Origin of the sequence: Nocardia concava NBRC 100430, assembly GCF_000308815.1 — a bacterium.
GTDB classification, from domain to species: Bacteria; Actinomycetota; Actinomycetes; order Mycobacteriales; family Mycobacteriaceae; genus Nocardia; species Nocardia concava.
The window spans coordinates 64,139-85,975 of sequence record NZ_BAFX01000010.1; the positions used below are offsets into that span (position 1 = coordinate 64,139).

The following is a 21,837-nucleotide window of genomic DNA, read 5'->3' on the forward strand; positions in this document are numbered from 1 at the left end:
GGATTCGAGCGTCGCCGAGTTCATCGGCGAGGCGAATGTCAGCCGCTGGGATCACCCCCGCGGCCGGAGCCGAAGGAAGACACTATGAGCTCGATCGATACCGGTACCCCTGTGCGTCCGAACCGCGGGCGGGTGGCCGCGGGGATGCGTCGAAGCATCTTTCCCGTCGCCTGGGTTCTCGGCGGCCTCGGCGTGGCCGTGGCGGCGGCGCTTTTCATCGCCGTACTGGTGATTCACGGCAATATGAATGTCTCGGGCGAGACATGGCAGCCCGCGGCACTGCTGGGTTTGATCGCCCTGGCGTTCGGCGCGCCTATTCTGATCGCGGGCCTGCTCGTCCGGTTCGGCATCGCGGCACGAGACCCGCGAACGGTTGACGGCGACGAGTGATCCATCGACCGATTCGCGACCATCTGTGCAGGAGGAGTTCGGAGTGAACGGCGTCCGCGCCGACCGGCGTGACCGGTTCCTCGACGCGGCCCTCGGGCTGGCAGTCCTGGGCATCGGTCTGGTCGAGGCGCTGATCAGCATCCGGCACAATGCTTTTCCGCAACGCGGCAGCGTCCTTCCCATCGTCGCCCTCACGGCCGCGGCGGTGGGCTGCGCGCGGTGGCGTCCCGGTCTGGCCCTGGCGCTGATGTGGCTGTGCTGCGCGTACCAGCTCTTCGTCGGGGTTCCGATCCTGATGGTCGAAGTCGCCTTGGCCGCAGTGGTTTTCGCGACCGCCCGCCGAGGCGGCGCGGTGACCATGGCCGCGGGCGCGCTCTCGGTTCCGATGCTCTCGGTTTTGGCCTACTCGGGATTGCGGGCGTACGCCGCGGTTCTGGTCCTGGCCTTGTTCGGCGTCTGCTGGACGGCCGGGCTGGCGCTGCGGCTGTTCGCCGAGCGCGCCGAAAACTCACTGACCTCCCAGCGCGCCGCCGAGGCCGAGGCCGCCCGCGCCCACCGCGAGAGCGAGCAGGCCAGGGAGATCGCGCGGCTGCGGGAAGAGCAGGCACAGCTGGCGCGGGATGTCCACGATGTCGTCGGGCATTCGCTGGCGGTGATTCTGGCGCAGTCCGAATCCGCCCAATTCGTCACCGAGACCGCCACCCTGCGCGATTCGATGGCGAACATCGCGAAGCTGGCCCGCTCCTCACTGCAGGATGTCCGCCAGGTCCTCACCGCCACCGCACCCGAGCAGACCAGGCCGGGCGAGCTGCACGACCTGATCGAGGGCGTACGCGACAGCGGCCACCCGATCACCCTCGAGCAATCCGGCGCCGCCCGCACCCTGGCCCCCGACCTGGCCACCGTCGCCTACCGCGTCCTGCAGGAGATGCTCACCAATGCCATCCGTCACGGCGACCGGGACAGCACTATTACCGTCGAATTGCATTGGGGCGATGAACTTTTGATCCGAACCGTCAACGACGCGGCCGCCGGCTCGGCGAACCCCGATCACACCGGCCGCGGCCTCGATGGCATGCGGCGACGCCTGGAATCCGTCGGCGGCCGCCTCGCCATCGAAGACCACCGCGACGAACACGCCGCAGGCACCTTCACCGTGGCGGCCTGGGTCCCGCTGCGTAGGGTCGTCTCGTGAGCGACGAGGACATCCGCGTACTCCTGGTCGACGACCAGGAACTGTTCCGCACCGGCATCGCGGTGATCATCGACGGCCAACCCGGCATGCGCGCGGTCGGCCACGCCGCCGACGGATTCGAGGCCCTGACCCTGGCCGACACCCTCGACCCCGACGTCGTCCTCATGGACATCCGCATGCCGGAAATGGACGGCGTAGAAGCCACCCGCCAACTCTTCTCCCCCGACCGCGCCGCCCGCCGCACCAAACCCCTGCGCGTCCTGGTCCTCACCACCTTCAACCTCGACGACCGCGCCGCCACCGCAATCCGCTACGGCGCCAGCGGATTCCTCCTCAAAGACACCACCCCCGCCCTCCTCTGCGACGCCATCCGCACCGTCCACACCGGCAACGCCGTCCTCGCCCCCAGCGACCTCACCACCCTCCTCGACACCCAATTCCGCACCCCCACACCGATACCCGCCGCCTACGCCACCCTCACCGACAAGGAACGAGAGGTCTTCGCCGCCGTAGCCCAGGGCCACTCCAACGCCGAAATCGCCCAACAAGTCTTCGCCAGCGAATCCACCGTCAAAACCCACGTAGGCGCCATCCTCCGCAAACTGAACCTCCGCGACCGCGTCCAAATAGTCGTCTTCGCCCACGAACACGGCCTCACCTGACCCCGGACCCGTCCCGGACAACCGGCCGAATCGATAGGGTGTGCCAGTGAGGTACTTCAACACGGCGGGTCCGTGTTACCCGGACCTGCACTACATGATCCCCGTCGAGGAGCGGCTGCCCGACGCCCGGATGTACATCGAATTCGGGTTCTACTTCGTCGTGCACGCACCCCGGCAATCCGGCAAGACCACCGCGCTGCTGGGTTTGGCGCGCGACCTGACCGCCGAGGGGCATTTCCTCGCGTTGTCGATCTCCTGCGAGATCGGGGAGCAATTCGGCGACGACTTCACGGGGGTGGAAACCGCGCTGCTGAGCGAGCTTCGTCAAGCCGCCGAGCTGCAAGGCTGGGCACCGGACCTACTGCCGCCCGAATGGCCGGACGCCGCACCGGGCACCCGGTTGAAGGCCGGTCTCGCCGCCTGGGTGGCCGCGTGCCCGCGCCCGCTGGTGCTGTTCTTCGACGAGATCGACGCGCTGCGCGGTGACGGGCTGCTCAATGTCTTGCGGCAACTTCGCGCCGGGTACACACAGAGCCGCAAACAGTTCGTGCACTCGGTGGTGCTGTGCGGGCTTCGGGATGTGCGGGACTACAAGGCTGCGTCCGGTGGCGACCCGCAGCGCCTGGGAACAGCGAGCCCGTTCAACATCAAGATCGAGTCGATTCGGATCGGCGACTTCGACAAGATCGAAATGCGACAGCTCTTCCGCCAGCACACCGCCGACACCGGACAAGAGTTCGACGACAAAGCCATCGACCTGGCGTACTACTACACCCAAGGGCAGCCGTGGCTGGTGAACGCGCTGGTCTGGGAGATCATCGGCAAGATGCGGATTCGCGAGACCATCACTCTCGATCACGTCGAGACCGCCAAAGAGCGACTGATCCTGGCGCGAGCCACGCATCTGGATTCGCTGATCGACAAGCTGCACCAGCCGCGGGTGCAACGGGTACTCGGCCCCATCGTCAGCGGCGAACTCCCGGACCTGGACACAAGTTTCGATGACGATGTGGCCTATACCCGGGACCTCGGGTTGATCGCACTGGGCAAGCAGCTCCGATTCGCGAACCCGATCTACCAGGAGGTCATCGTCCGGGTGCTGGGCCAGCGCACCGAGGCGGTGATAGCCGACGAACCATCCAGCTTCCGGTTCCCCGACGGCCGCATCGACTTCCCCCGCCTGCTGCGGGAATTCGCCGCGTTCTGGATACAGCACGGCGATGTCCTCGCCGCCCGCGACAACTACCACGAGGCCGCGGCTCAACTGGTGCTGATGGCGTATCTGCACCGAATCGTCAACGGGGCCGGGTACATCGACCGTGAGGTAGGAGTCGGCCGCGGCCGCATCGACCTGCTGATCCGCCAGCCGTACCGCGACTCGGAGGACTGCCGCGAGGAACAACGTGAGGCGCTGGAGTTGAAGGTCTGGGCTGCGAACCGACCCGACCCGCTTGCGGAGGGCCTCATCCAACTCGACGCCTACCTCGACCGACTCGGCCTCGCGACCGGTGTCCTGGTGATCTTCGATCGCCGACCGCACGCGGACCCGATCGCCGAGCGCACCGCTTTCGAGGAGGCCCGCACCTCGTCCGGTCGCACCGTCACGGTGCTACGGGCATAAACGGACAGCTCGGTGGGCGGAAAATAGTTCCGAATGGTTGGTTTGGCGTGTGCGGTCCCCATTGAGTCGTGTCCGGTCCCCCTACCCCTGCTCGGGTCGCGCCTAGATTCGTGGATGCGAGCGAACCCGTAGCGATCGCGATGGGACATTCACGGCGCGCGGGTTGTATTCGAGGGGTCCGGCCGTTGATTCGCAGACCAACGGCCGGACGCTCGCGTGTCCATCCACCTGATCGATAGGCCGATTCATGACCAGCCCCAAGAAGATTCTCGGGATCTCCGGCAGCTTGCGCGCCGAGTCGCACAACACCGCGCTGCTGCGTGCCGCGCAGAAGTTCAGCAACGGCGTCGAGATCGAGATCTACGATGGCTTGCGCGAAATCCCACCCTATGACTTCGATCTCGATACTCCGGCGCATCGGCCGGCTGTGGTCACCGAGCTGCGTGAGCGGATCACCGCTGCCGATGGGCTGCTCATCGCCACCCCGGAGTTCAATTACTCGATTCCGGGTGTGCTCAAGAACGCGATCGACTGGGTGTCCACCGACTGGAGCAAGACCGAGGGGCTGCCGTTGCATCGCAAGCCGGTTGCCATCATGGGTGCGGCGCCTACCCAATTCGGTTCCGTGCGTGCGCAATTGGCGCTGCGGCAGGTGTTCGTGTGGACCGAGAGCGACGTCGTGGTCAAGCCCGAGGTGATCGCGTTCCGCTCGCACGAGCGCTTCGACGAGAACGGTGACCTCGTCGATGAGACCACCATCGACCTGCTCACCGGTTTGCTCACCGCGCTGACCGCCAAGATCGACGCCCGCTAACCGGGTCTACCGCGCCGGAAGGCGTCGGGTGTCTGTCCGGTCCAGCGACTGAAGGCGCGGCGCAGGGCGCGCGCGTCGGAGTAGCCGAGCCGGACGGCCACCGATTGGACCGGAAGTTCGGTGGTTCGCAGCAGGTTCACGGCCTGCTCGTATCGGACGGCCTCGATCTCCTCGCGCCATCCGGTGCCCTGCTCGGCGAGTCGGCGTTGCAGTGTGCGCGAGTTGAGCGCCAGGTGGTCGGCGACGGCGGTGAGGGTGAGGTTGTTCTCGGCGAGGGCCTTGGCGATCGTGGCGCGCAAGGTGTCTCGCCAGCTGGGCGCCGGGCGTGAGGAGGCCAGGAACAATCGGGTGTAGTGCTGCAGGATCTGCCCGAGTTGCGGGTCGGTGCCGGTCGGCAGGGCTCCGGCATCGACGAAGGTGAGTTCGGAGCGTGGCGCACCGAAATCGATACGGCTGGTGCCGAATTCGTCGATGAGCCGGTTGTGGCGGTGACCGGCTCGGTTGCCGAAGGCGACGCGGACCGGGACCAGGTGACTGCGAGTGGCTTCGCGCATGCGGCGCAGGACCGACGACATGGCGTATTCCTCGATGGGCGCGAGGACCCGCTCGGGTTCGAACCGCTCAGCGCGCAGGGTGAGCAGCCCACCGTCCTCGATCACTTCCCAGCCCACGGCGGGATCGGTGACGACGGCACGGAATTCGAAGGCCGTGCGCACGCTCTCGGCGAGCGTGGCCCCGCTCGAGAACAGGTAGTCCCAGACCCGCAGACCACCCCGATCGGCCTGGGCCGTGGCGCACAGACCCGAGCCCGGTCCGGCGATCGTGTCGATCAATTCCCATACGCGCCAGACCGATTCGGTGGGCACCCGCAGCAGATCGTCACCGAGCAGCACCGGATCCAGGCCCGGAATGGCGGACAGTTCCGCGGGCTGCACACCCAGCCGCAGGGCGGTTGCGCGGATGATGCCCGCGGTGCGGGAGGGGATGGTGCCGATCACCGGCGCAGCATAACCACGCCCACCCACCCCGCCTATCGCCCTGTCGCTTTCGGTCCCCATTGTGGCGCGTGAGGTCCGCGCACGCCTAGTGGGCGGCCAGTTCCCCGGCGACCGGATCGGCGCCGTGCTGCACCAGCCAGTCCAGTGGGAAGTCGGGGCTGAACCGCGACATCACCTGTGTCAGTTCGGCTTTCTGCTCCTCGGTCAGCGTCGCGGCACCACCGCCGATGCGAGCCACCGCCTCCCGGAACATCAGCAGGTAGCGCCGCTGGTCGTCGAAGAACCGCACGTCACCCGACGGCCCGTGGCCCGGATACAGCGTCAGGCCGGACAGTTCGGCCGAGACCTCGTCCAGTGCGGCCAACCACTGCGACGAATGCCCATCGGTGAGATAGGAATGCACCCCGGCGAAGGCCAGATCGCCGATGAAGGCGACCCGCTGCCCTTCGGCCTCGACCACGATGTAGGTGTCGGCGTGGCTCTCGGCCGGACCGACATCGGTGACCGTCAACCGCAACCCGTCGATCTCCACCGTCTCGCCACTGGCGAGCAGGTGCTCCGGCACCCGGTAGCGATCCGGCCACTGATCCCCGTACACCGGACCCCATTGTGCGCGTTTGGCTTCGGCGCTGTCGGCGATGACCTTCGCGACCGCCGCGGTGGCATACACCGGAACATCGTCGGGCACGACGTAGGGCAGCCCGTTGAAGTGGTCGGGGTGCGGATGGGTGACGAAGGCGGCCCGCAGCGGTTTGCCCAGCGCCGCGACACGCGCGGCGAGCGCCTGCGCATCGGAGACAAGCAGATTCGCGTCGATCAGCACGACGGATTCGGCCGTCTCGATGAGGTAGCTGTTGACGAAGATGCCCGGTTCGGACGCGGTGTAGGTATGCACGCGGAATGCGCTGCTCATGATCTTTCGGTTCCTTCCATTACGGTGGATCCGAAGGTAGGCCGCCCCGAAAACGGCGGCAATAAGGCACTTTCAAGTGCCCATGGCCAGCCCCCTCGAACTACTCGCCCCCGACCGGACATGCGAAAGCCCGCCCGGTCGGCATTCCGGGCGGGCTGATCGACCCGTGGTCAGGCCACGCTGACGACCTGGTCGTAGCCGAGGCGGGGCGAGCGGGGGAACCAGGCGTCCGGGCCCGGCTTGCCGATATTGACCACGACCAGGGAGGCGACATCGCCGGCGGGGAAGAAGTCGCGGTCGACGCCGGCGGCGTCGAAGCCGTTCATCGGGCCGGCGGCCAGGCCCGCGGCGCGGATGGCCAGGATGAAGTAGCCGACCTGGATAAGGGCGTTGAAACGGGCCGAGTGGGCGCGCACTTCGGGATCGGCGAAGTAGTCCTTCGCGTCGGGGGCATGGGGGAAGACCGTCGGCAGATGGTCGTGGAAGTTCAGATCCGCGGCCAGGATCGCGGTCAGCGGGGCGGCGGCGGTCTTGGGCTTGTTGTTGTCGAGCATGTGGGTGACCAGGCGGGCCCGGGCCTCGGGCGTGCGGACCAGGACGATGCGCAGCGGCTGCTGGTTCATCGAGGTGGGTGCGTACTTGGCCAGCTCGTAGATCTCACGGAACTGCTCGTCGGTGACCGGCTCGTCGGTGAACGTATTGGCGGTGCGGGCCTCGCGGAAGAGCAGATCCTGCGCCTCCGCGGCGAGGGCGAGCCGGGTGTCCGATTGGGCGGTGCTCATGTGATTCTCCTTGGGACAGGCTGTATTTCGGTCAGTCGTGGGAAACTCGGCGGGAGCGGGTCAGGAGGGCGCCGTCGACGCGCACCAGCACGTCGTGCACCACGCAACTGGGGTTGATCTCCGGCGCCTTGCCGGGGCGGATCTTCACCACCAGGCAGTAGGAGGTGGCGATGATGCTGCCGTCGTCCTGCGGCCGCAGATCGGTCATGCCGAACCAGTGCCGCCGCTGCATGGGATCGGCCTCGAAGCGCTTGTGGAACGCGACGAGGTCGGTGATGATCCCGGCCCGGGTGCGCGCCGGCGGGCGCCCGGGGGTGTGCTCGAATTCCGCGTCCTCGGTGAAGGTTTGCGCGTAACCGGGGATGTCCCGGTTGTCGAGCCGCTGCATCTGGTCGGCGTAGAACTGCTGGACCTCGGCATACAGCTCGGCGCGGCTGGCGACGGTGGTCATGCTGGCTCCTCGAATGCTGTTGTGCCTGCCTCGGATTCGGCGGGCCGCGACTGCGGTCCACCGTGTCCGACCCCGCTCGAGCCTTGGTCGAGCCGGTTTGACCGGAGCTATAGGTCCGGCGGCCAGGCTGAATCCGCAACGCCGAACCGGACACCCCATCGATGGAGGAGAAATGACCACAGCTCAACGCGTCGCGCTGGTCACCGGCGCGACCAGTGGAATGGGCCTCGCCATCACCGAGAGCTTTGCCGCCCAGGGCATCTCGGTTTTCATCTGCGCGCGCGATCAGCAGCGCCTGCTCGACACCACCAAACGACTGCAGGACGAGGGCCACGCGGTGGACGGCATCACCTGCGATGTCCGCGACGCCACCCAGGTCCGCGAATACGTCGACGCCGCCGTCGAGCGCTTCGGCCCCGTCGACATCCTGGTCAACAATGCCGGCCGCAGCGGCGGCGGCGAAACGGCGCAGATCACCGACGAATTGTGGCTGGACGTGGTCAACACCAACCTGCACAGCGTCTTCTTCGCCACCAAGGCCGCGCTCACCGCCGGCGGCATGCTCGAACGCGGCAGCGGCCGCATCGTCAATATCGCCTCCACCGGCGGCAAACAGGGCGTGGTGCACGGCGCGCCCTACTCGGCCTCCAAGCACGGCGTCGTCGGGTTCACCAAGGCGCTGGGGCTGGAATTGGCCAAGACCGGCATCACCGTCAATGCCGTCTGCCCGGGATTCGTGGAAACCCCCATGGCCGAACGGGTTCGGGAGGTGTACTCGGGAATCTGGGGCGTCGACACCGACGAGGTGCACGCCCGGGTGAGCGCCCGCGTCCCCATCGGGCGCTACGTCGAGCCCACCGAGGTGGCGGCCATGGTCGACTATCTGGTCGGCCCGGGGGCCGCCGCCGTCACCGCCCAGGCGATGAATGTCTGTGGCGGACTGGGCAACTACTGATCGGTGTGCGTGCCGGCGCACGTCGAGGAACCCCCGTTCAAGGATGAATGATGCGGCGCCAGGCAAGAATTCGGCGCTGGGTCCGGCCGTCGACCTGGGCGGCGCCGATGAGCGTGAGCTCATCGCCGCTCAGCGTCAGCTGCCGGACCTGTTCGGTGCCCGCCCACGCCGGATTCGAGCACACGCTGATCGCGTGCACGACCTCGGCGCCGCGCAGCCGCCAAGTGCCGGCGTAGCCCATGAACCGGACGGCCGCGGCGGTCGTGTCGGTGCGCATCATGCTCACCGACATATGGCCGCAGGATTCGTAGATCAGCAGGCCGCGCGGCCAATCGCCGAGCGGCCCTTGGCTTTTGACATCGTTGTCGTCGATGTCGTAGTAGGAGCGCAATTCCCAGGCGCCGATGAGGTCAGTCATGCACCCCACGATGGTTGTGCGCCCTAAAGTCGCGCTCGAGGCGCAGCGCTCAGGGGCGCGGGATGCCGCGGGCGAAGTCGTAGGCGGTCCGGATCAATCGCCACACCACGTCCACCTCCTCGGCGTCGCGCGGCCCGTACACCATGAGCAACGTCGGCGGCAGATATCCCCGCCGCGCCATCGGATGCTGTTCGGCCCAGCCCTGTTCGATGGCCTCGAGCGCGACCGACCCGGGCAGGCACAGGTGCAGACTGCCGTCACCGCGCCCGTGCAGATGCGCGAATTCGGTTCCGGCCACGAAGGCGTGTTCGGGCCCGCGAGCCAGCTCGGGCAGCAGATACAGCGCGCGCGTGTCGGGCAGCGAGACCCGGCTGCGGCCGACCTGGGTGCCCGGCAGGTTGATCATCCGCGCCCACAGGGCTTCCTGCAGATCCGGGGGCGCGATATCGGAAAGCTGCTGATGGGGATTGTGCGGCCGCGTCCGGGGCCGTTCGCCGCCGCGTCGCGGGAGGTCGAGCCGGTCGGTTGCTGTCACGGTCATCGCTGTGCTCCTTTCGGTTTCGCACTTTGTCGAACCGCCTGGTCACACAGTAGTTTCCAAAGTATAGTAGTTACCAAATGGAAAGTATGCGGGAGTCGCCATGACGGACGTCACACCTGCCGCGGTGGATCCTTGCCCGATCACACCGGTGGTCGATCTCTTCTTCGGCCGCTGGTCGACCCAGGTGCTGTGGGTACTCACCCATCACGGCCGGATGCGCTTCAACGAAGTGCTGCAACGCATTCCGGGCCTCACCCCGAAGGTGCTGACGCAGCGGTTGCGCCAGCTCGAACGCGACGGGCTGCTGGTGCGCACCTACTACGCGGAGGTGCCGCCACGGGTGGAGTACGAGGCCACCGCGCTGGCCGAGACCCTCTCACCGGTGTTCAACAGCCTCACCCAATGGTCCGAGCAGCATCTCGGGGCGGTGCTCGACGCCCGGGCGGCCTACGACGCCGCCGAGGGCTGAGCTGTGACGCCGCCGGGGGCTCTGACTTATGAGGCCGCGGAGGGCTGAACCGCCAATTCCAGCAGATGCCCGGCCAATTCGCGCGGCATGGTGATCATGCAATCGTGTCCGGTAGGCAGCAGCTTGAGCCGTTCGGCGGGCAGATCCGCGGGCGGCAGCGTGCGCGGCATGGCCGCGCGCATGGCCTGGAACTCCGCACCGCCCCCGGTGCAGTGGACATGAGTCACCGGAATCTCCTGCAGCGCACCGGGATTGCGCAGCACCATGGGCTCGGTGAACGTCTTCAGCGACTGCGGGGTGAGCATCGAGGCCAGCCAGCTCAGATCCGCCTCGTCGGTGACCCCGTAGAGCCCGCCCTCGCCCATCGGCTCGGTCTGCGCGGGAACGCGCCAGCCGTCACCGAATTCGGCCGCCAGGGCGGTGAAGGCGTCGACCATGGGCCCCATGATGTCCGCGACCGCCTCGCCGTCGCGCGGGACGAAGGTGTCGACATAGACCAGCTCCGCCACCCGGTCGGGTAGCGCATCAGCGAGCGCGGTGACGACGATGCCGGCATAGCTGTGGCCGACCAGCACGAGATCGCGCAGGTCGGCAGTGCGCACCAGCTCGACCAGATCCTCGACGTGGGTGCCGAGCCCGACCTCGGGTCCGAGCAACTCGGCGCGTTCGCCGAGGCCGACCAGCGAGGGGGTCAGCACCCGGTGCCCGGCGGCACTCAGCAGCGGCGCCACCCGCTGCCAAGCCCAACCGCCGTGGAACGCACCGGGAACGAGCAGATAGGTGGCCATCACTTCTCCTGTGTCATCGCTTCGAGGCGGGGCGTGTCGGGGGTGGAGGGAACGCGAGGTTCGGGCACGTGTTCGGGCCGGACGCCGAGTCCGATCACCCGCGCGACCACATGCGCCAGCCCGGGGAACCGGCGCAGCAGCCGCGCCAGCAGCGGCTTGTCGGTGCCGGGTCGTTCGGCGCTGGGATAGAGGTCGGTGAGCAACCGCAGTTGCGCGAATTGCACGACGCGCATGGGCAATTCGCGGCGCTGCTGGACCGCGCGCAACTGCGCGGTAGTGGGTGTGCCACCCGCCCGCAGGGTCGGTGCCAGCATCCGGGCGGCGGCTATCGCGTCCTGGACAGCGAGGTTGATCCCGACCCCGCCCGCCGGTGACATGGCATGCGCGGCATCACCGATGGCCAGCAGGCCGGGCCGGTACCAGTCCCGCAGCCGGTCGACTCGGACGTCGAGCGGTTTGACCGCGTCCCAGTCGCCGATCTCGGCAGTCAGCGCCGCGGTCAACGACGGGTAGATGGCGGCGATCTCGGCCCGGAACGCGTCGAGGCCTCTCGCGCGCACGGCCTCGAACCCGCCCTTGGGAATCATGTAGGCGACCTGTAGGTACTCGTCGCGATCGATACAGACGATGAAGAAGTCCCGGCCGCTGCGCACCGCCGGCAGTCGTTCGCCTTCCGGCTTGCTCACCCGGAACCACAGCACGTCCATGGGCGCGCGGCTGGCCGCGACCTCGAGCAGCTCATGCTGTCGCACCAGCGAATTGCGCCCGTCGGCGGCGATGACGAGTCGACTTCGCACCTCGAGCACGGCCTCGGGGGTGCGGGCGCGCAGCCCGGTGACCGTCCCGTCGCGCTCGGTCAGCTCGGTCGCCTCCGCCTGCTGGATCAGCCGGAAATTCGGGTAGCGGCAGGCTGATTCGGCAAGGAAGTTGAGCACATCCCATTGCGGCATGAAGGCCACGAACGGGAATCGTCCCGGCAGCCTGCGGAAGTCGGCGAAGGTGACCGGCCCCATCGCCGTCGCCATCGGCAACTGCGGCAGTTCGACGTGCGGGAGCTTCAGGAACTCCTCGGCCAGCCCGAGCTCGTCGAGCGCCATGAGCGTCGAGGGATGCACGGTGTCGCCGCGGAAGTCGCGCAGAAAGTCCGGATGCTTCTCCAGCACCAGCACATTCGCGCCCGCGCGGGCGAACAGCAGCCCGGCCATCAATCCGGCCGGTCCGCCACCGGCCACGCACACGTCGACGTCTTCGCTACTCACGCCCAGCATTGCGGCACCTGCCCGCCGTTGTAGGCGACCATCTCGTCGAAGATGGCCAGAACATCCAGTGGCACACCGATTTCCGGGGAATCCAGCTCGGCGTAGGCGACGTGCAAGTTGCCCACGATCCGCTCGGCGTCGATCAGCTCCTCGAACTCGCCCAGCTCCACCTGTGAGGCCAGTTCGAGCGGGGTGAGACGCAGCGACTTGCCTTCCACCGCAAGGCTTTCGATCCAGTTCAGATAGCGAACGGTCTGGACGAGGATCTCCGGCCCCGCCACCGGTCCGTGCCCGGCCACCACGGTCCGCGCGCCCAGCGCGGTGAGCCTGCGCAGCGCGTCGAGAGTGCCGCGGACCGAACCGAACAGGCAGAACGGCGCGGCCCCGGACATCACGACATCACCGGCGAAGAGCACCTTCTCCTCGGGCAGCCAGGCCACCACATCGTTGGTGGTGTGCGCGGCCGGACCGACGTGGATGAGTTCGACCCGCCGCTCCCCCACCCACACCGTCACCCGATCACTGAAGGTGAGGGTGGGCAGGGTGACTCGGACATCGCCCCACTCCACCTGCGGCCACAGCTGGGTCAGCGCCAGCCCGGTGTCGATCATCTCCGACCGGATCCGATCGTGGGCGACGACCGTTGCCGCGCCACCGAACTGATGATTGCCGAAGTTGTGGTCGCCGTGGTGATGGGTGTTGAGAATGGTGCGGCCCGGACCGCCCGCATGCCGGTCGACGAACTCGGCCAGCGCGCGGGTGCGGCCCTCGGTGGCGAGGGTGTCGATCACCAGCGCACCGTCGCGCCCGGCGACCACCCCGGCATTGCTGACGCACCACCCGCCGCGATCGTGGGTGTAGGCGAAGACATCCTCGGCCACCTCGCGCACCACCGGTCGCGCGAGGGGCCGGGCTCCGGTGGCGGTCATCGCGGTGACTTCGTGGTCTCGGCCCGGCGGTCGGCGAGCTCCCGGACCCCGCACAGCAGGGTGTTGCGGCTGTTGGTGCCCAGGGCCTTGGCCAGATAGGCGCGTGCGTCGGCGAGAGTGGTGTGCGCGCCGAGGGTTTCGCGCGCCACCTCCGGGTTGATCGCGACCAGGTGCCGGGCGGTGACCACGGCGCCGTCGGCGCTGTCGGCGAATTCCCAACTGCCGCTGTGGCCGAACAGCATGGCCGGCGGCAGCAGCTGCTTGTAGTCGATGCGCTCGCCGGGCACGCAGATGCGGATCGACCGGGTGGTGTGCGGGACACCGCCGGCGGTGACGGTGTCCATCTCCATGAGCTGCACGCCCGGCTCGTCCTCGGTCAGCTCCACCCGGCCGACGTGCGGGACGTGGTCGGGCCAGCGGTCGCTGCGATAGACGAAGTCGTAGAGTTCCGCGGCCGGGGCATCCAGGACCACCTTGTCCTCGAAGGTGTGCAGCACCTGCGACACCGGGTATCCCAGTTCCGCGATGCGGGCCAGCGTGGCAAGTTCGGTGACGCTGTTGCGGTCCACCGCGTCCGCGATCGCCTCCTGATCACCACCCGGGATCACCGAGAAGTGATGGTCCAGTGTGATTTTCGTGCTGCGGGCTCCGACCTCCTCGAAGGTCCACTGCCCGCCCATGGTGGCGATCGGGGCCGCGGTGCGCTCCTGTTCGAAGGTGATCCGGTGCTGCCGGTCCACGAACTCGCGGCGCGAGGTCCAGTTCTTCACCTCGCCGTTGACCGTCGCCCACAGCCGGAACCGCTCCTGCTCGGGCGTGCGATCCAGGTGCCGGACCAGCACACTCGGCTCGAAAATGACCGGCCAATAGGACACATCGGCGACCAGGCGATAGACATCCGGCAGCGCCGCCGCCACCACCCGGTGATGACTCATCCGGAAGGCGCTCATACCGCACCCGCCAGCTGGCCGTTGACGATGCCGATCAGCTCGGCCGGGGTCTTCACCTCGACGAGCCGGTCCTCGGGGATCTTCACCCCGAAGTCGCGCTCGATGCGCGAGGCCGTCTCGATCAGGGCCAGCGAGTCGTAGCCGAGTTCCTCGAACCCGACCTCGGAGATATCGCCGGCCAGCTCCGGGGCGGATTCGTCGCCGCCGGCGCACTCCACCAGAATCCGCCGCAGTTCGTCGATGGTCATGGACATGATTGGCTCCTCGATTGTGCTGTTGCTCGGGCATTGGGTCTGTGCGACACCGTTATTGGTGTTCGTGCGACACCGTCACTGGTCGACGCTGCGGACGACCACCGCGGAGTTGAATCCCCAGCGGCCGCGGGCCAGCACCAGGGCGGTTTCGACGGTGGCGGGCCGCGCGTCCCCGCGGACCAGGTCGATCCGGTACTCCGGTGCCGGGGTGACGGTGCCGGCCGTGGGCGGGATCACCGAATCCCGCATGGCCAGCACGGCTGTGACGATGTCGAGCGGCCCGGCGCCCGAGAACAGCCGTCCCGTCAGGGGTTTCGTCGCCGTCACCGGAACTCCGGCGGGGCCGAACACCGATTCCAGGGCCGCAGCCTCCGCGCGGTCCTCCTCGGGCAGGCCCGCGGCATCGGCGAACACCACATCGACTTCGGCGGGAGTGACACCCGCGTCGGCCAAGGCCAATTCAATGGCACGCTGCCGGCCCGATGGCCGACCGGAATCCGGCGGTGGATCGAATGTCTGTGCGTACCCTGCGATTTCACCGTAGATATGCGGCACGCCGCGAGTACGTGCCGAGTCGGGATCCTCCAGCACGAGCATCGCCCCGCCCTCCCCTGGCACATTGCCGACGGCCTCGGCGTCGAAGGGCAGATAGGCCCGCGCCGGATCGGTCGCCGTGCTGAGGGTCCCGCCCGCGACATGCGAGGCCCAGCCCCACGGATCCAGCGCGGAATCCACGCCGCCGGTGACCACCAGGGGTGTCCCGCGCCGCACCGTGCGCCGGGCGTGCCCGATGGCGTCCAGACCACCGGCCTGCTCGGCGACCAGCGCACTGCTGGGCCCGCGCATGCCGTGCCGGATGGAGATCTGCCCGGTGTTGACCGCGTAGAACCAGGCGAACGACTCGTAGACGCTGACATGCTCGGAGCCCATCGACCACAGCTTGTTGAACTCGCGATGGGTGAATTCGAAACCGCCCGAGGCGTTTCCGGTCACCACACCCATGTCGTAGTCGGTGAGCGCGGCGGTATCCACCTTCGCGTCGTCGAGCGCCCACTGCGCGGCCACCAGGGCGAGGCGCGTGGAGATGTCGGTCTGCGGCAGCAGTCGGCTCGGAAGATGCTGCACGGCTTCGAAATCCGCGATCTGCCCGGCCAGCCGCACGCCCGGTCCGGCGGTGTCGAACCGGCTGAGCGGCCCGATGCCACCGCGACCCGCCAGCACCGCCTCCCAGAAACGTTCGGTGCCAAGCCCGTTCGGCGCGATCACGCCGACACCCGTCACGACGCTCATGCCGCGACCTCCGGCGTGCGGCGCAACACCATGGCGCTCTGGAATCCACCGAACCCGCTGCCGACGGTCAGCACGGTGTCCATGCGATGGTCGCGGGCGGTGAGCGGCACATAGTCGAGATCGCATTCCGGATCGCGCTCGTGCAGGTTCGCCGTGGGCGGCACCACCTGGTAGTCGAGCGCCAGCAGGCAGGCCGCGATCTCCACCGAACCGATGGCGCCCAGCGAATGACCGACCATGGACTTGATCGAACTCATCGGCGTGCGATACGCGTGCTCGCCGAGACTGCGCTTGACCGCGGCGGTTTCGTGCCGATCGTTCTGCCGGGTCCCGGAACCGTGCGCGTTGACATAACCGATCGCGGTGGGATCGACCCGGGATTCGTCCAGGGCCACCCGGATCGCCTCGGCCATCTCCCGGCCGTCGGCCTTGAGACCGGTCATGTGATAGGCGTTGCAGCGCGTCGCGTAACCGGTGACCTCCGCGTAGATGCGCGCACCCCGGCGCTTGGCGCTCTCGAACTCCTCGAGCACGAACATCGCGGCGCCCTCGGCGAGCACGAAACCGTTGCGGGAGTTGTCGAACGGCCGCGAGGCGTGCTCGGGATCGTCGTTGCGCGGGGTGGTGGCGCGAATGGCGTCGAAGCAGGCCACCACGATCGGGGTGATCGGGGTGTCGGAGGCGCCGGCGATCATCACATCGGCCGAACCCTCACGGATCAACTGCACCGCGTGCCCGACCGAATCCAGGCCCGACGTGCAGCCGTTGGAGACCATGGCGACCGGGCCCTCCGCCCCGACGCTCCAGGCCACCTCCGCGGGCATGACGCTGGGCACCATGTAGTCGAACATGTAGGGCGACAGGTGCTTTTCGTCGAGCACCCAGTTGCGGCCGGAGTCCGACAACACCAGGTACTCCTGCTCGAGGCTGGTCGCGGCGGCGACCGCGCTGCCCAGGCTCACCCCGAGGCGGAACGGATTCACCGACTCGAGCGCCAGGCCGCTGTCGACGACCGCCTCGCGGGCACACACCACCGCGAACTGCGCCGCGCGGTCCATGCGCCGAATCTCACGGGGCGACAACCCTTCCGCGATCGGATCGAAATCGGCCTCGCCCGCGACTTGGGACCGATACGGTGCGGCGTCGAAGAAGCTGATCGCCCGGGTGGCGGTGCGCCCCTCCGACAGCAGCTTCCAGAACTCGTCCTTGCCGGATCCACCGGGTGCCCGCACACCCAGCCCGGTGACGACCACACGCCGGCTCACCGCATACCCCCGAATGTGTTGGCGTACATAGCAATTCTCCTTCGCGCCGAATGCTGGTCGAAGCTTTCGATGTCCGCATCAGCGTCGCGCCCGGGGCTCTAGGGCCGCTCCAGCGGCGGGCTCGAGCGGTTCTCGAGCCGGGAGTGGGATCGTCACCGAAAGGCACACGCGGCCAACAGGATCAGGAAGGAGCGCAGCCGACAGCCGCGTAGTACCCCCGACAGAACGGTAGCCCCACCCGAGGGCAGGGCTACCGCGGATCGACGGTCGTCGCCTCCGTCGATCACTTATGTCATGAAGGTGATTCCAACAATGAGAACAAAAGGTCAGGCCGGCCGGGCGGAGCTGCCGAGTTCCGGGGTCGAATCCCAGCCGATCAAATATCCCGCGTGTCGTGACTCCAATATTTCAGCCACCGACTCGTCGGAGGCATTGAGAATATCCAGGTGCAATTGCCGAATTCGCCAGCAGGGGTCGAGCCCGAGCTCGAGCTGCATCAGCTCGGCGAAATTGTGGTAGGCCTCCAGTGCTCGATACCGCTGCCCCGAACGGCACAACGCGTACATGTAATACGCCTGCATCCGCTCGTGCAGCGGGTGCTCGGCGGTCAATCTCGCCAGATCGGGGCAGACCTCACGATGACCACCCAATCGCAATTGCGCCTCGATGCGACGCTCCTGATTCACCAGGCGCAATTGCTCGAGATGCGTCAATTCCGCCGCGAGCGGATTTCCGGCCTCCACGTCGAGCAGTGGCGGGCCGGTCCACAGGGCCTCCGAAGCGGTGTACAGCTCGACCGCCCGCCGATCGTTGCCCACCGCGGCCGCACAGCGCGCGGCCTCGGCCATGACCTGGTAATCCCTCACATCCAGCACACAGTCCCGGGCGTCGAACAGATATCCCTTGCTCCAAGTGCGCAGGTATCGATCCGCCACCTCACCCTGGTCGACGTCCAGGAACTCCGCCATGCGCTTCCTGATCCCGAGCACATACGTCTGCACGACGGTCACGGCACTGCGTGGCGGATGCTCATTCCATAATTCCTCGATCATCGCGGACACCGGCACGACGGTTGAATGCCGGACGAGCAGCAGCGCGAGCAATTGCCGCTGTTTCTGAGCCGTCGGTGTGGCATTCCTGTTCTGCAGTGCGAGTGTTAGCGGTCCTAGCACGCGGGCATAGATTTGCTGTGTCACGGGTGCTCCCTACTACTTTCCCCCGGCAATGCGCGGAAAATGAATACCCACAGCACTGGAGGTCACTCCAGCCTAACGGTCGGCAGGTATCGGTTTCGTGAACAAACCGTAATTTGATGGTTAAAGGGCGAAATGTTCCCAAACCATCGACTACATGCTATGCCCGCCTATCGATATTGAATGACGAATCAAATACGGATTGCGTATAACCCTAATACCGTCCGGGCCGCCGGGCATTTGAGCGACGCTCTAGCACCCGTGGGTCAGACTCGGGGACATGCGTGATCGCGTCGAGGAGCTCGAGAAACTCAAACAATCGGTACTGACCGGGCCGGGTGCGGCCGCGACCCAACGCCAGTACGACCAGGGAAAGCTGACCGCCTACGAGCGGATCGAGTTGCTGCTCGACGCCGGGTCGTTCCAGGAGATCGAGGCGCTGCGCCGGCACCGGGCCACCGGATTCGGTCTCGAAGCGCGGCGGCACCACACCGACGGCGTGGTCACCGGCTGGGGCACCGTCGAGGGGCGGACGGTGTTCGTCTTCGCGCAGGACTTCCGGATCATGGGCGGCGCGCTGGGCGAGGCGCACGCGGAGAAGATTCACAAGGTGATGGATCTGGCCTTGGCCGCGGGCGCACCGCTGGTCGGGCTCTACGACGGTGCGGGGGCTCGCATTCAGGAAGGGGTCACCGCACTGGCCGGTTTCGGTGGCATCTTCGCGCGAAACACCAAGGCCTCCGGCGTGATTCCGCAGATCAGTGTCATCCTCGGGCCCTGCGCCGGTGGCGCCGCCTACAGTCCCGCGCTCACCGATTTCGTTTTCATGATCCGGGAGACCGCGCAGATATTCATCACCGGGCCCGATGTGGTGGCGGCGGTGACCGGCGAGCGGGTCACCATGAACGAGCTGGGCGGGGCCGACATCCATTCGCGCACATCGGGTGTCACCCATTTCACCTACGATGACGAGCCGTCCTGCCTGCACGATGTCCGGCATCTGCTGTCGATGCTGCCGGCCAACAATCGTCAGCATCCGCCCGCGGTGGTGTGCACCGATCCGGCGGATCGGCGCAACGAGTCGCTCTACGATCTGGTCCCGCTCGACGGGAACCGGCCCTACGATGTGCGCGCGGTCATCGAGGAGATCGTCGACGACCACGAGATCTTCGAGGTGCACGAGCAGTGGGCCGCAAATGTGGTGTGCGCCTTCGCCCGTCTCGACGGGCATGTGGTGGGCGTGGTCGCCAATCAGCCGAGCATGCTGGCGGGAGTGCTCGACATCGCCGCTTCGGAGAAGGCCGCCCGCTTCGTACAGCTCTGCGACGCGTTCAATATCGCCCTCGTCACCCTGATCGACGTGCCGGGCTTCCTGCCCGGTGTCGCGCAGGAGCACGGCGGGATCATCCGCCACGGCGCAAAGCTGCTCTACGCCTACTGCAATGCGACGGTGCCGCGGGTCTCGGTGGTGCTGCGCAAGTCCTACGGTGGCGCGTACATCGTCATGGATTCCCGGTCGATCGGCGCGGATCTGGCGCTGGCCTGGCCCAGCAACGAGATCGCCGTCATGGGCGCCGAGGCCGCCGCGAACGTGATCTTCCGCCGCGAGATCAATGCCGCGCCGGATCCGGAAGCGGTGCGGCAGAACAAGATTGCCGAGTATCGCTCGGAGCTCGTGCACCCCTACTACGCCGCCGAGCGGGGTCTGGTCGACGACGTGATCGATCCCGCCGACACCCGCTCGGTGCTCATCCGCAGCCTCGCCATGCTGCGGACCAAACACGCCGACCTACCGATTCGCAAGCACGGCAACCCACCCCAGTGAGCAGAGCGAGAAGCACATGACAGCACCCCTGATCCGCATCGAACGCGGCGAGCCCGACGACATCGAAACGGCCGCGCTGCTCATCGCTTTGGTGAGCGTCCTCGTGAATTCCGTCGAGAGTGCCGCGCCCGCGGTGGCTCCCGTGCACTGGATCGGGCCGCCGCGGGTGAGCGCGTTCGTCCCGCCGCGCAGCTGGGCCGCCGCATGAGTGCTGAAACCGTTGCAGTAGAAGAGCTTTGCAGCCTACGCAAGGTTCTCGTAGCCAATCGAGGCGAGATCGCCGTGCGCGTGATCCGGGCTGCCAAGGACGCCGGGATCGCCAGTGTCGCGGTGTATGCCGAGCCGGACGCGGATGCGCCGTTCGTGAAGCTGGCCGATGAGGCGTTCGCGCTGGGTGGGCAGACCTCGGCCGAGTCGTACCTGGTGTTCGACAAGATCCTCGACGCCGCCGCCAAGGCCGGCGCGGACGCGATCCACCCCGGGTACGGGTTCCTGTCGGAGAACGCCGATTTCGCCCAGGCCGTGCTCGACGCGGGCCTGATCTGGATCGGTCCGTCGCCGCAGTCGATCCGGGATCTGGGGGACAAGGTCACCGCCCGCCACATCGCCGAGCGCGCGCAGGCGCCGATGGCCGCGGGCACCAAGGACCCGGTCAAGAACGCCGACGAGGTCGTGGCGTTCGCCAAGGAGTACGGGGTGCCGGTGGCCATCAAGGCCGCCTTCGGTGGTGGTGGCCGCGGCATGAAGGTCGCCCACACCATCGAGGAGATCCCGGAGCTGTTCGAGTCCGCGACGCGTGAGGCGATCGCCGCGTTCGGGCGTGGTGAGTGCTTCGTGGAGCAGTACCTGGACAAGGCGCGCCATGTCGAGGCGCAGGTCATCGCCGACAAGCACGGCAATGTGGTGGTCGCCGGTACCCGGGACTGCTCGCTGCAGCGCCGCTTCCAGAAGCTGGTCGAGGAAGCCCCTGCCCCGTTCCTGTCCGATGAGGTGCGCTCCAAGATCCACGAGTCCGCCAAGCGGATCTGCCGTGAGGCCGGTTACTACGGTGCGGGCACCGTGGAGTACCTGGTGCAGGGCGAGACCGTGTCGTTCCTGGAGGTGAACACGCGTCTGCAGGTCGAGCACCCGGTCACCGAGGAGACCGCCGGAATCGATCTGGTGCGTCAGCAGTTCCGCATCGCCGAGGGCCACGAGTTGTCCATCAAGGAAGACCCGACTCCGCGCGGGCATTCCTTCGAGTTCCGCATCAACGGTGAGGACGCCGGTCGCGGCTTCCTCCCGGCTCCCGGTCCGGTCGTCGTGTACAAGGAGCCCGCGGGCCCCGGCGTGCGTGTGGATTCCGGTGTGGTCGAGGGCAGCGTTATCGGTGGCCAGTTCGACTCCATGCTGGCCAAGCTGATCGTGACCGGCGAGACCCGCGAGCAGGCGTTGCAGCGTGCCGCCCGCGCGCTGGCGGAGTACCAGATCGAGGGTCTGGCCACGGTCATCCCGTTCCACCGCCACATTGTCGAGAACCCGGCGTTCGTCGGTGACGGCACCAAGTTCGAGGTCTACACCAAGTGGATCGAGAACGAGTGGGACAACCCGATCGAGCCCTACACCGGTGCTCAGCCGATCGAGGACGAGGACGAGGCACCGCGGCAGAAGGTGGTCGTCGAGGTCGGCGGCCGCCGCCTGGAAGTCTCACTGCCGGGCCAGTTCTCCGTCGGCGCGGCCGCCTCGGCCAACGGCGCGGGTGTGGTGCGCAAGAAGCCCAAGCCGCGCAAGCGGGGCGGTGCCGCCGGTGGCGCTGCCGCCGGTGACGCCGTCACCGCGCCCATGCAGGGCACCGTCGTCAAGGTCGCCGTGGAAGAGGGCCAGACCGTCGAGGCC

Annotated in this window: 24 protein-coding genes; 10 read left to right on the forward strand and 14 right to left on the reverse strand. The window is 67.5% G+C overall.

What is annotated here, in order from left to right; translation table 11 throughout:
* Nucleotides 1-84: 84 nt before the first annotated feature.
* From ON43_RS03425 to ON43_RS03445, 5 genes are all read left to right on the forward strand, one after another.
* Nucleotides 85-390, forward strand: coding sequence for a hypothetical protein (locus ON43_RS03425; RefSeq protein WP_157513886.1), 306 nt, complete (start codon nucleotides 85-87; stop codon nucleotides 388-390).
* Between the two features lie 43 nt (nucleotides 391-433).
* Nucleotides 434-1,585: a sensor histidine kinase gene (locus ON43_RS42105; RefSeq protein WP_157513887.1), complete on the forward strand. Its 1,152-nt coding sequence runs from the start codon at nucleotides 434-436 to the stop codon at nucleotides 1,583-1,585.
* The gene (locus ON43_RS03435) at nucleotides 1,582-2,247 is read left to right on the forward strand and encodes a response regulator (protein ID WP_083913131.1); all 666 of its coding nucleotides are present in this window, start codon (nucleotides 1,582-1,584) and stop codon (nucleotides 2,245-2,247) included. The genes ON43_RS42105 and ON43_RS03435 overlap by 4 nt, the downstream gene beginning before the upstream one ends.
* A gap of 46 nt (nucleotides 2,248-2,293) precedes the next feature.
* Nucleotides 2,294-3,868 (forward strand): ATP-binding protein, encoded by a 1,575-nt coding sequence (locus tag ON43_RS03440; RefSeq protein WP_218003197.1) that lies wholly within the window; start codon nucleotides 2,294-2,296, stop codon nucleotides 3,866-3,868.
* A gap of 247 nt (nucleotides 3,869-4,115) precedes the next feature.
* Complete coding sequence (locus ON43_RS03445; protein WP_040803401.1) at nucleotides 4,116-4,682, forward strand: NADPH-dependent FMN reductase; 567 nt, start codon at nucleotides 4,116-4,118, stop codon at nucleotides 4,680-4,682.
* Here the strand turns inward: ON43_RS03445 and ON43_RS03450 are convergent.
* The 4 genes from ON43_RS03450 to ON43_RS03465 all read right to left on the reverse strand — a co-directional run bounded on the left by ON43_RS03450 (nucleotide 4,679) and on the right by ON43_RS03465 (nucleotide 7,826).
* Nucleotides 4,679-5,680, reverse strand: coding sequence for a helix-turn-helix transcriptional regulator (locus ON43_RS03450; protein ID WP_051177838.1), 1,002 nt, complete (start codon nucleotides 5,678-5,680; stop codon nucleotides 4,679-4,681). The two genes, ON43_RS03445 and ON43_RS03450, sit on opposite strands and share 4 nt — an antisense overlap.
* 85 nt (nucleotides 5,681-5,765) lie before the next feature.
* A complete protein-coding gene (locus ON43_RS03455; RefSeq protein WP_040803406.1) occupies nucleotides 5,766-6,593 on the reverse strand; it encodes an MBL fold metallo-hydrolase in 828 nt (275 codons plus the stop codon).
* A gap of 170 nt (nucleotides 6,594-6,763) precedes the next feature.
* Nucleotides 6,764-7,375, reverse strand: a complete 612-nt coding sequence (locus ON43_RS03460) for a malonic semialdehyde reductase (protein WP_040803408.1) — start codon at nucleotides 7,373-7,375, stop codon at nucleotides 6,764-6,766.
* Nucleotides 7,376-7,406: 31 nt separating this feature from the next.
* On the reverse strand, nucleotides 7,407-7,826 hold the full coding sequence (locus tag ON43_RS03465; protein ID WP_040803410.1) for a nuclear transport factor 2 family protein: 420 nt from the start codon (nucleotides 7,824-7,826) through the stop codon (nucleotides 7,407-7,409).
* A 172-nt stretch (nucleotides 7,827-7,998) separates the two neighbouring features.
* Between ON43_RS03465 and ON43_RS03470 the strand changes: the two genes are divergently transcribed.
* A complete protein-coding gene (locus tag ON43_RS03470) occupies nucleotides 7,999-8,781 on the forward strand; it encodes an SDR family NAD(P)-dependent oxidoreductase (protein WP_040803412.1) in 783 nt (260 codons plus the stop codon).
* 37 nt (nucleotides 8,782-8,818) lie between these two features.
* Here the strand turns inward: ON43_RS03470 and ON43_RS03475 are convergent, their stop codons facing one another.
* Nucleotides 8,819-9,199, reverse strand: coding sequence for a lipocalin-like domain-containing protein (locus ON43_RS03475; RefSeq protein ID WP_051177839.1), 381 nt, complete (start codon nucleotides 9,197-9,199; stop codon nucleotides 8,819-8,821).
* 49 nt (nucleotides 9,200-9,248) lie between these two features.
* Nucleotides 9,249-9,740: a luciferase domain-containing protein gene (locus ON43_RS03480; protein WP_040803414.1), complete on the reverse strand. Its 492-nt coding sequence runs from the start codon at nucleotides 9,738-9,740 to the stop codon at nucleotides 9,249-9,251.
* A 100-nt stretch (nucleotides 9,741-9,840) separates the two neighbouring features.
* Between ON43_RS03480 and ON43_RS03485 the strand changes: the two genes are divergently transcribed.
* The gene (locus tag ON43_RS03485) at nucleotides 9,841-10,209 is read left to right on the forward strand and encodes a winged helix-turn-helix transcriptional regulator (protein ID WP_040803416.1); all 369 of its coding nucleotides are present in this window, start codon (nucleotides 9,841-9,843) and stop codon (nucleotides 10,207-10,209) included.
* 26 nt (nucleotides 10,210-10,235) lie between these two features.
* Here the strand turns inward: ON43_RS03485 and ON43_RS03490 are convergent, their stop codons facing one another.
* From ON43_RS03490 to ON43_RS03525, 8 genes are all read right to left on the reverse strand, one after another.
* Nucleotides 10,236-10,997: an alpha/beta fold hydrolase gene (locus tag ON43_RS03490; protein WP_040803418.1), complete on the reverse strand. Its 762-nt coding sequence runs from the start codon at nucleotides 10,995-10,997 to the stop codon at nucleotides 10,236-10,238.
* On the reverse strand, nucleotides 10,997-12,256 hold the full coding sequence (locus tag ON43_RS03495) for an FAD-dependent oxidoreductase (RefSeq protein ID WP_245568452.1): 1,260 nt from the start codon (nucleotides 12,254-12,256) through the stop codon (nucleotides 10,997-10,999). The genes ON43_RS03490 and ON43_RS03495 overlap by 1 nt, the downstream gene beginning before the upstream one ends.
* Nucleotides 12,253-13,185: an MBL fold metallo-hydrolase gene (locus ON43_RS03500; protein WP_051177841.1), complete on the reverse strand. Its 933-nt coding sequence runs from the start codon at nucleotides 13,183-13,185 to the stop codon at nucleotides 12,253-12,255. Before ON43_RS03500 ends, ON43_RS03495 begins: the two co-directional genes overlap by 4 nt.
* Nucleotides 13,182-14,135 (reverse strand): aromatase/cyclase, encoded by a 954-nt coding sequence (locus ON43_RS03505; protein ID WP_051177842.1) that lies wholly within the window; start codon nucleotides 14,133-14,135, stop codon nucleotides 13,182-13,184. Before ON43_RS03505 ends, ON43_RS03500 begins: the two co-directional genes overlap by 4 nt.
* The gene (locus ON43_RS03510; RefSeq protein WP_218003198.1) at nucleotides 14,132-14,389 is read right to left on the reverse strand and encodes an acyl carrier protein; all 258 of its coding nucleotides are present in this window, start codon (nucleotides 14,387-14,389) and stop codon (nucleotides 14,132-14,134) included. Before ON43_RS03510 ends, ON43_RS03505 begins: the two co-directional genes overlap by 4 nt.
* Before the next feature lie 75 nt (nucleotides 14,390-14,464).
* On the reverse strand, nucleotides 14,465-15,679 hold the full coding sequence (locus ON43_RS03515; protein ID WP_040803420.1) for a ketosynthase chain-length factor: 1,215 nt from the start codon (nucleotides 15,677-15,679) through the stop codon (nucleotides 14,465-14,467).
* Complete coding sequence (locus ON43_RS03520) at nucleotides 15,676-16,944, reverse strand: beta-ketoacyl-[acyl-carrier-protein] synthase family protein (protein WP_040803422.1); 1,269 nt, start codon at nucleotides 16,942-16,944, stop codon at nucleotides 15,676-15,678. Before ON43_RS03520 ends, ON43_RS03515 begins: the two co-directional genes overlap by 4 nt.
* Nucleotides 16,945-17,270: 326 nt before the next feature.
* On the reverse strand, nucleotides 17,271-17,996 hold the full coding sequence (locus ON43_RS03525; RefSeq protein WP_373283386.1) for an AfsR/SARP family transcriptional regulator: 726 nt from the start codon (nucleotides 17,994-17,996) through the stop codon (nucleotides 17,271-17,273).
* 421 nt (nucleotides 17,997-18,417) lie between these two features.
* On the opposite strand from ON43_RS03525, the gene ON43_RS03530 reads away from it, so the two are divergent.
* The 3 genes from ON43_RS03530 to ON43_RS03540 form a co-directional block, all read left to right on the forward strand.
* Nucleotides 18,418-19,962: an acyl-CoA carboxylase subunit beta gene (locus tag ON43_RS03530; RefSeq protein ID WP_040803424.1), complete on the forward strand. Its 1,545-nt coding sequence runs from the start codon at nucleotides 18,418-18,420 to the stop codon at nucleotides 19,960-19,962.
* A 16-nt stretch (nucleotides 19,963-19,978) separates the two neighbouring features.
* Nucleotides 19,979-20,170 (forward strand): acyl-CoA carboxylase epsilon subunit, encoded by a 192-nt coding sequence (locus ON43_RS03535; RefSeq protein WP_040803427.1) that lies wholly within the window; start codon nucleotides 19,979-19,981, stop codon nucleotides 20,168-20,170.
* On the forward strand, nucleotides 20,167-21,837 hold a 1,671-nt coding region (locus ON43_RS03540), incomplete at its 3' end, for an acetyl-CoA carboxylase biotin carboxylase subunit (RefSeq protein ID WP_051177849.1). The genes ON43_RS03535 and ON43_RS03540, both read left to right, overlap by 4 nt.

What these genes read in the sequence shown, in the direction of transcription:
- ON43_RS03425 (WP_157513886.1), top strand. Translation starts at nt 85, where the DNA reads ATGAGCTCGATCGATACCGGTACCCCTGTGCGTCCGAACCGCGGGCGG.
- ON43_RS03445 (WP_040803401.1), top strand. Translation starts at nt 4,116, where the DNA reads ATGACCAGCCCCAAGAAGATTCTCGGGATCTCCGGCAGCTTGCGCGCC.
- ON43_RS03455 (WP_040803406.1), bottom strand. Translation starts at nt 6,593, where the DNA reads ATGAGCAGCGCATTCCGCGTGCATACCTACACCGCGTCCGAACCGGGC.
- ON43_RS03460 (WP_040803408.1), bottom strand. Translation starts at nt 7,375, where the DNA reads ATGAGCACCGCCCAATCGGACACCCGGCTCGCCCTCGCCGCGGAGGCG.
- ON43_RS03465 (WP_040803410.1), bottom strand. Translation starts at nt 7,826, where the DNA reads ATGACCACCGTCGCCAGCCGCGCCGAGCTGTATGCCGAGGTCCAGCAG.
- ON43_RS03470 (WP_040803412.1), top strand. Translation starts at nt 7,999, where the DNA reads ATGACCACAGCTCAACGCGTCGCGCTGGTCACCGGCGCGACCAGTGGA.
- ON43_RS03475 (WP_051177839.1), bottom strand. Translation starts at nt 9,199, where the DNA reads ATGACTGACCTCATCGGCGCCTGGGAATTGCGCTCCTACTACGACATC.
- ON43_RS03480 (WP_040803414.1), bottom strand. Translation starts at nt 9,740, where the DNA reads ATGACCGTGACAGCAACCGACCGGCTCGACCTCCCGCGACGCGGCGGC.
- ON43_RS03485 (WP_040803416.1), top strand. Translation starts at nt 9,841, where the DNA reads ATGACGGACGTCACACCTGCCGCGGTGGATCCTTGCCCGATCACACCG.
- ON43_RS03490 (WP_040803418.1), bottom strand. Translation starts at nt 10,997, where the DNA reads ATGGCCACCTATCTGCTCGTTCCCGGTGCGTTCCACGGCGGTTGGGCT.
- ON43_RS03500 (WP_051177841.1), bottom strand. Translation starts at nt 13,185, where the DNA reads ATGACCGCCACCGGAGCCCGGCCCCTCGCGCGACCGGTGGTGCGCGAG.
- ON43_RS03505 (WP_051177842.1), bottom strand. Translation starts at nt 14,135, where the DNA reads ATGAGCGCCTTCCGGATGAGTCATCACCGGGTGGTGGCGGCGGCGCTG.
- ON43_RS03510 (WP_218003198.1), bottom strand. Translation starts at nt 14,389, where the DNA reads ATGTCCATGACCATCGACGAACTGCGGCGGATTCTGGTGGAGTGCGCC.
- ON43_RS03515 (WP_040803420.1), bottom strand. Translation starts at nt 15,679, where the DNA reads ATGAGCGTCGTGACGGGTGTCGGCGTGATCGCGCCGAACGGGCTTGGC.
- ON43_RS03525 (WP_373283386.1), bottom strand. Translation starts at nt 17,996, where the DNA reads ATGATCGAGGAATTATGGAATGAGCATCCGCCACGCAGTGCCGTGACC.
- ON43_RS03530 (WP_040803424.1), top strand. Translation starts at nt 18,418, where the DNA reads ATGCGTGATCGCGTCGAGGAGCTCGAGAAACTCAAACAATCGGTACTG.
- ON43_RS03535 (WP_040803427.1), top strand. Translation starts at nt 19,979, where the DNA reads ATGACAGCACCCCTGATCCGCATCGAACGCGGCGAGCCCGACGACATC.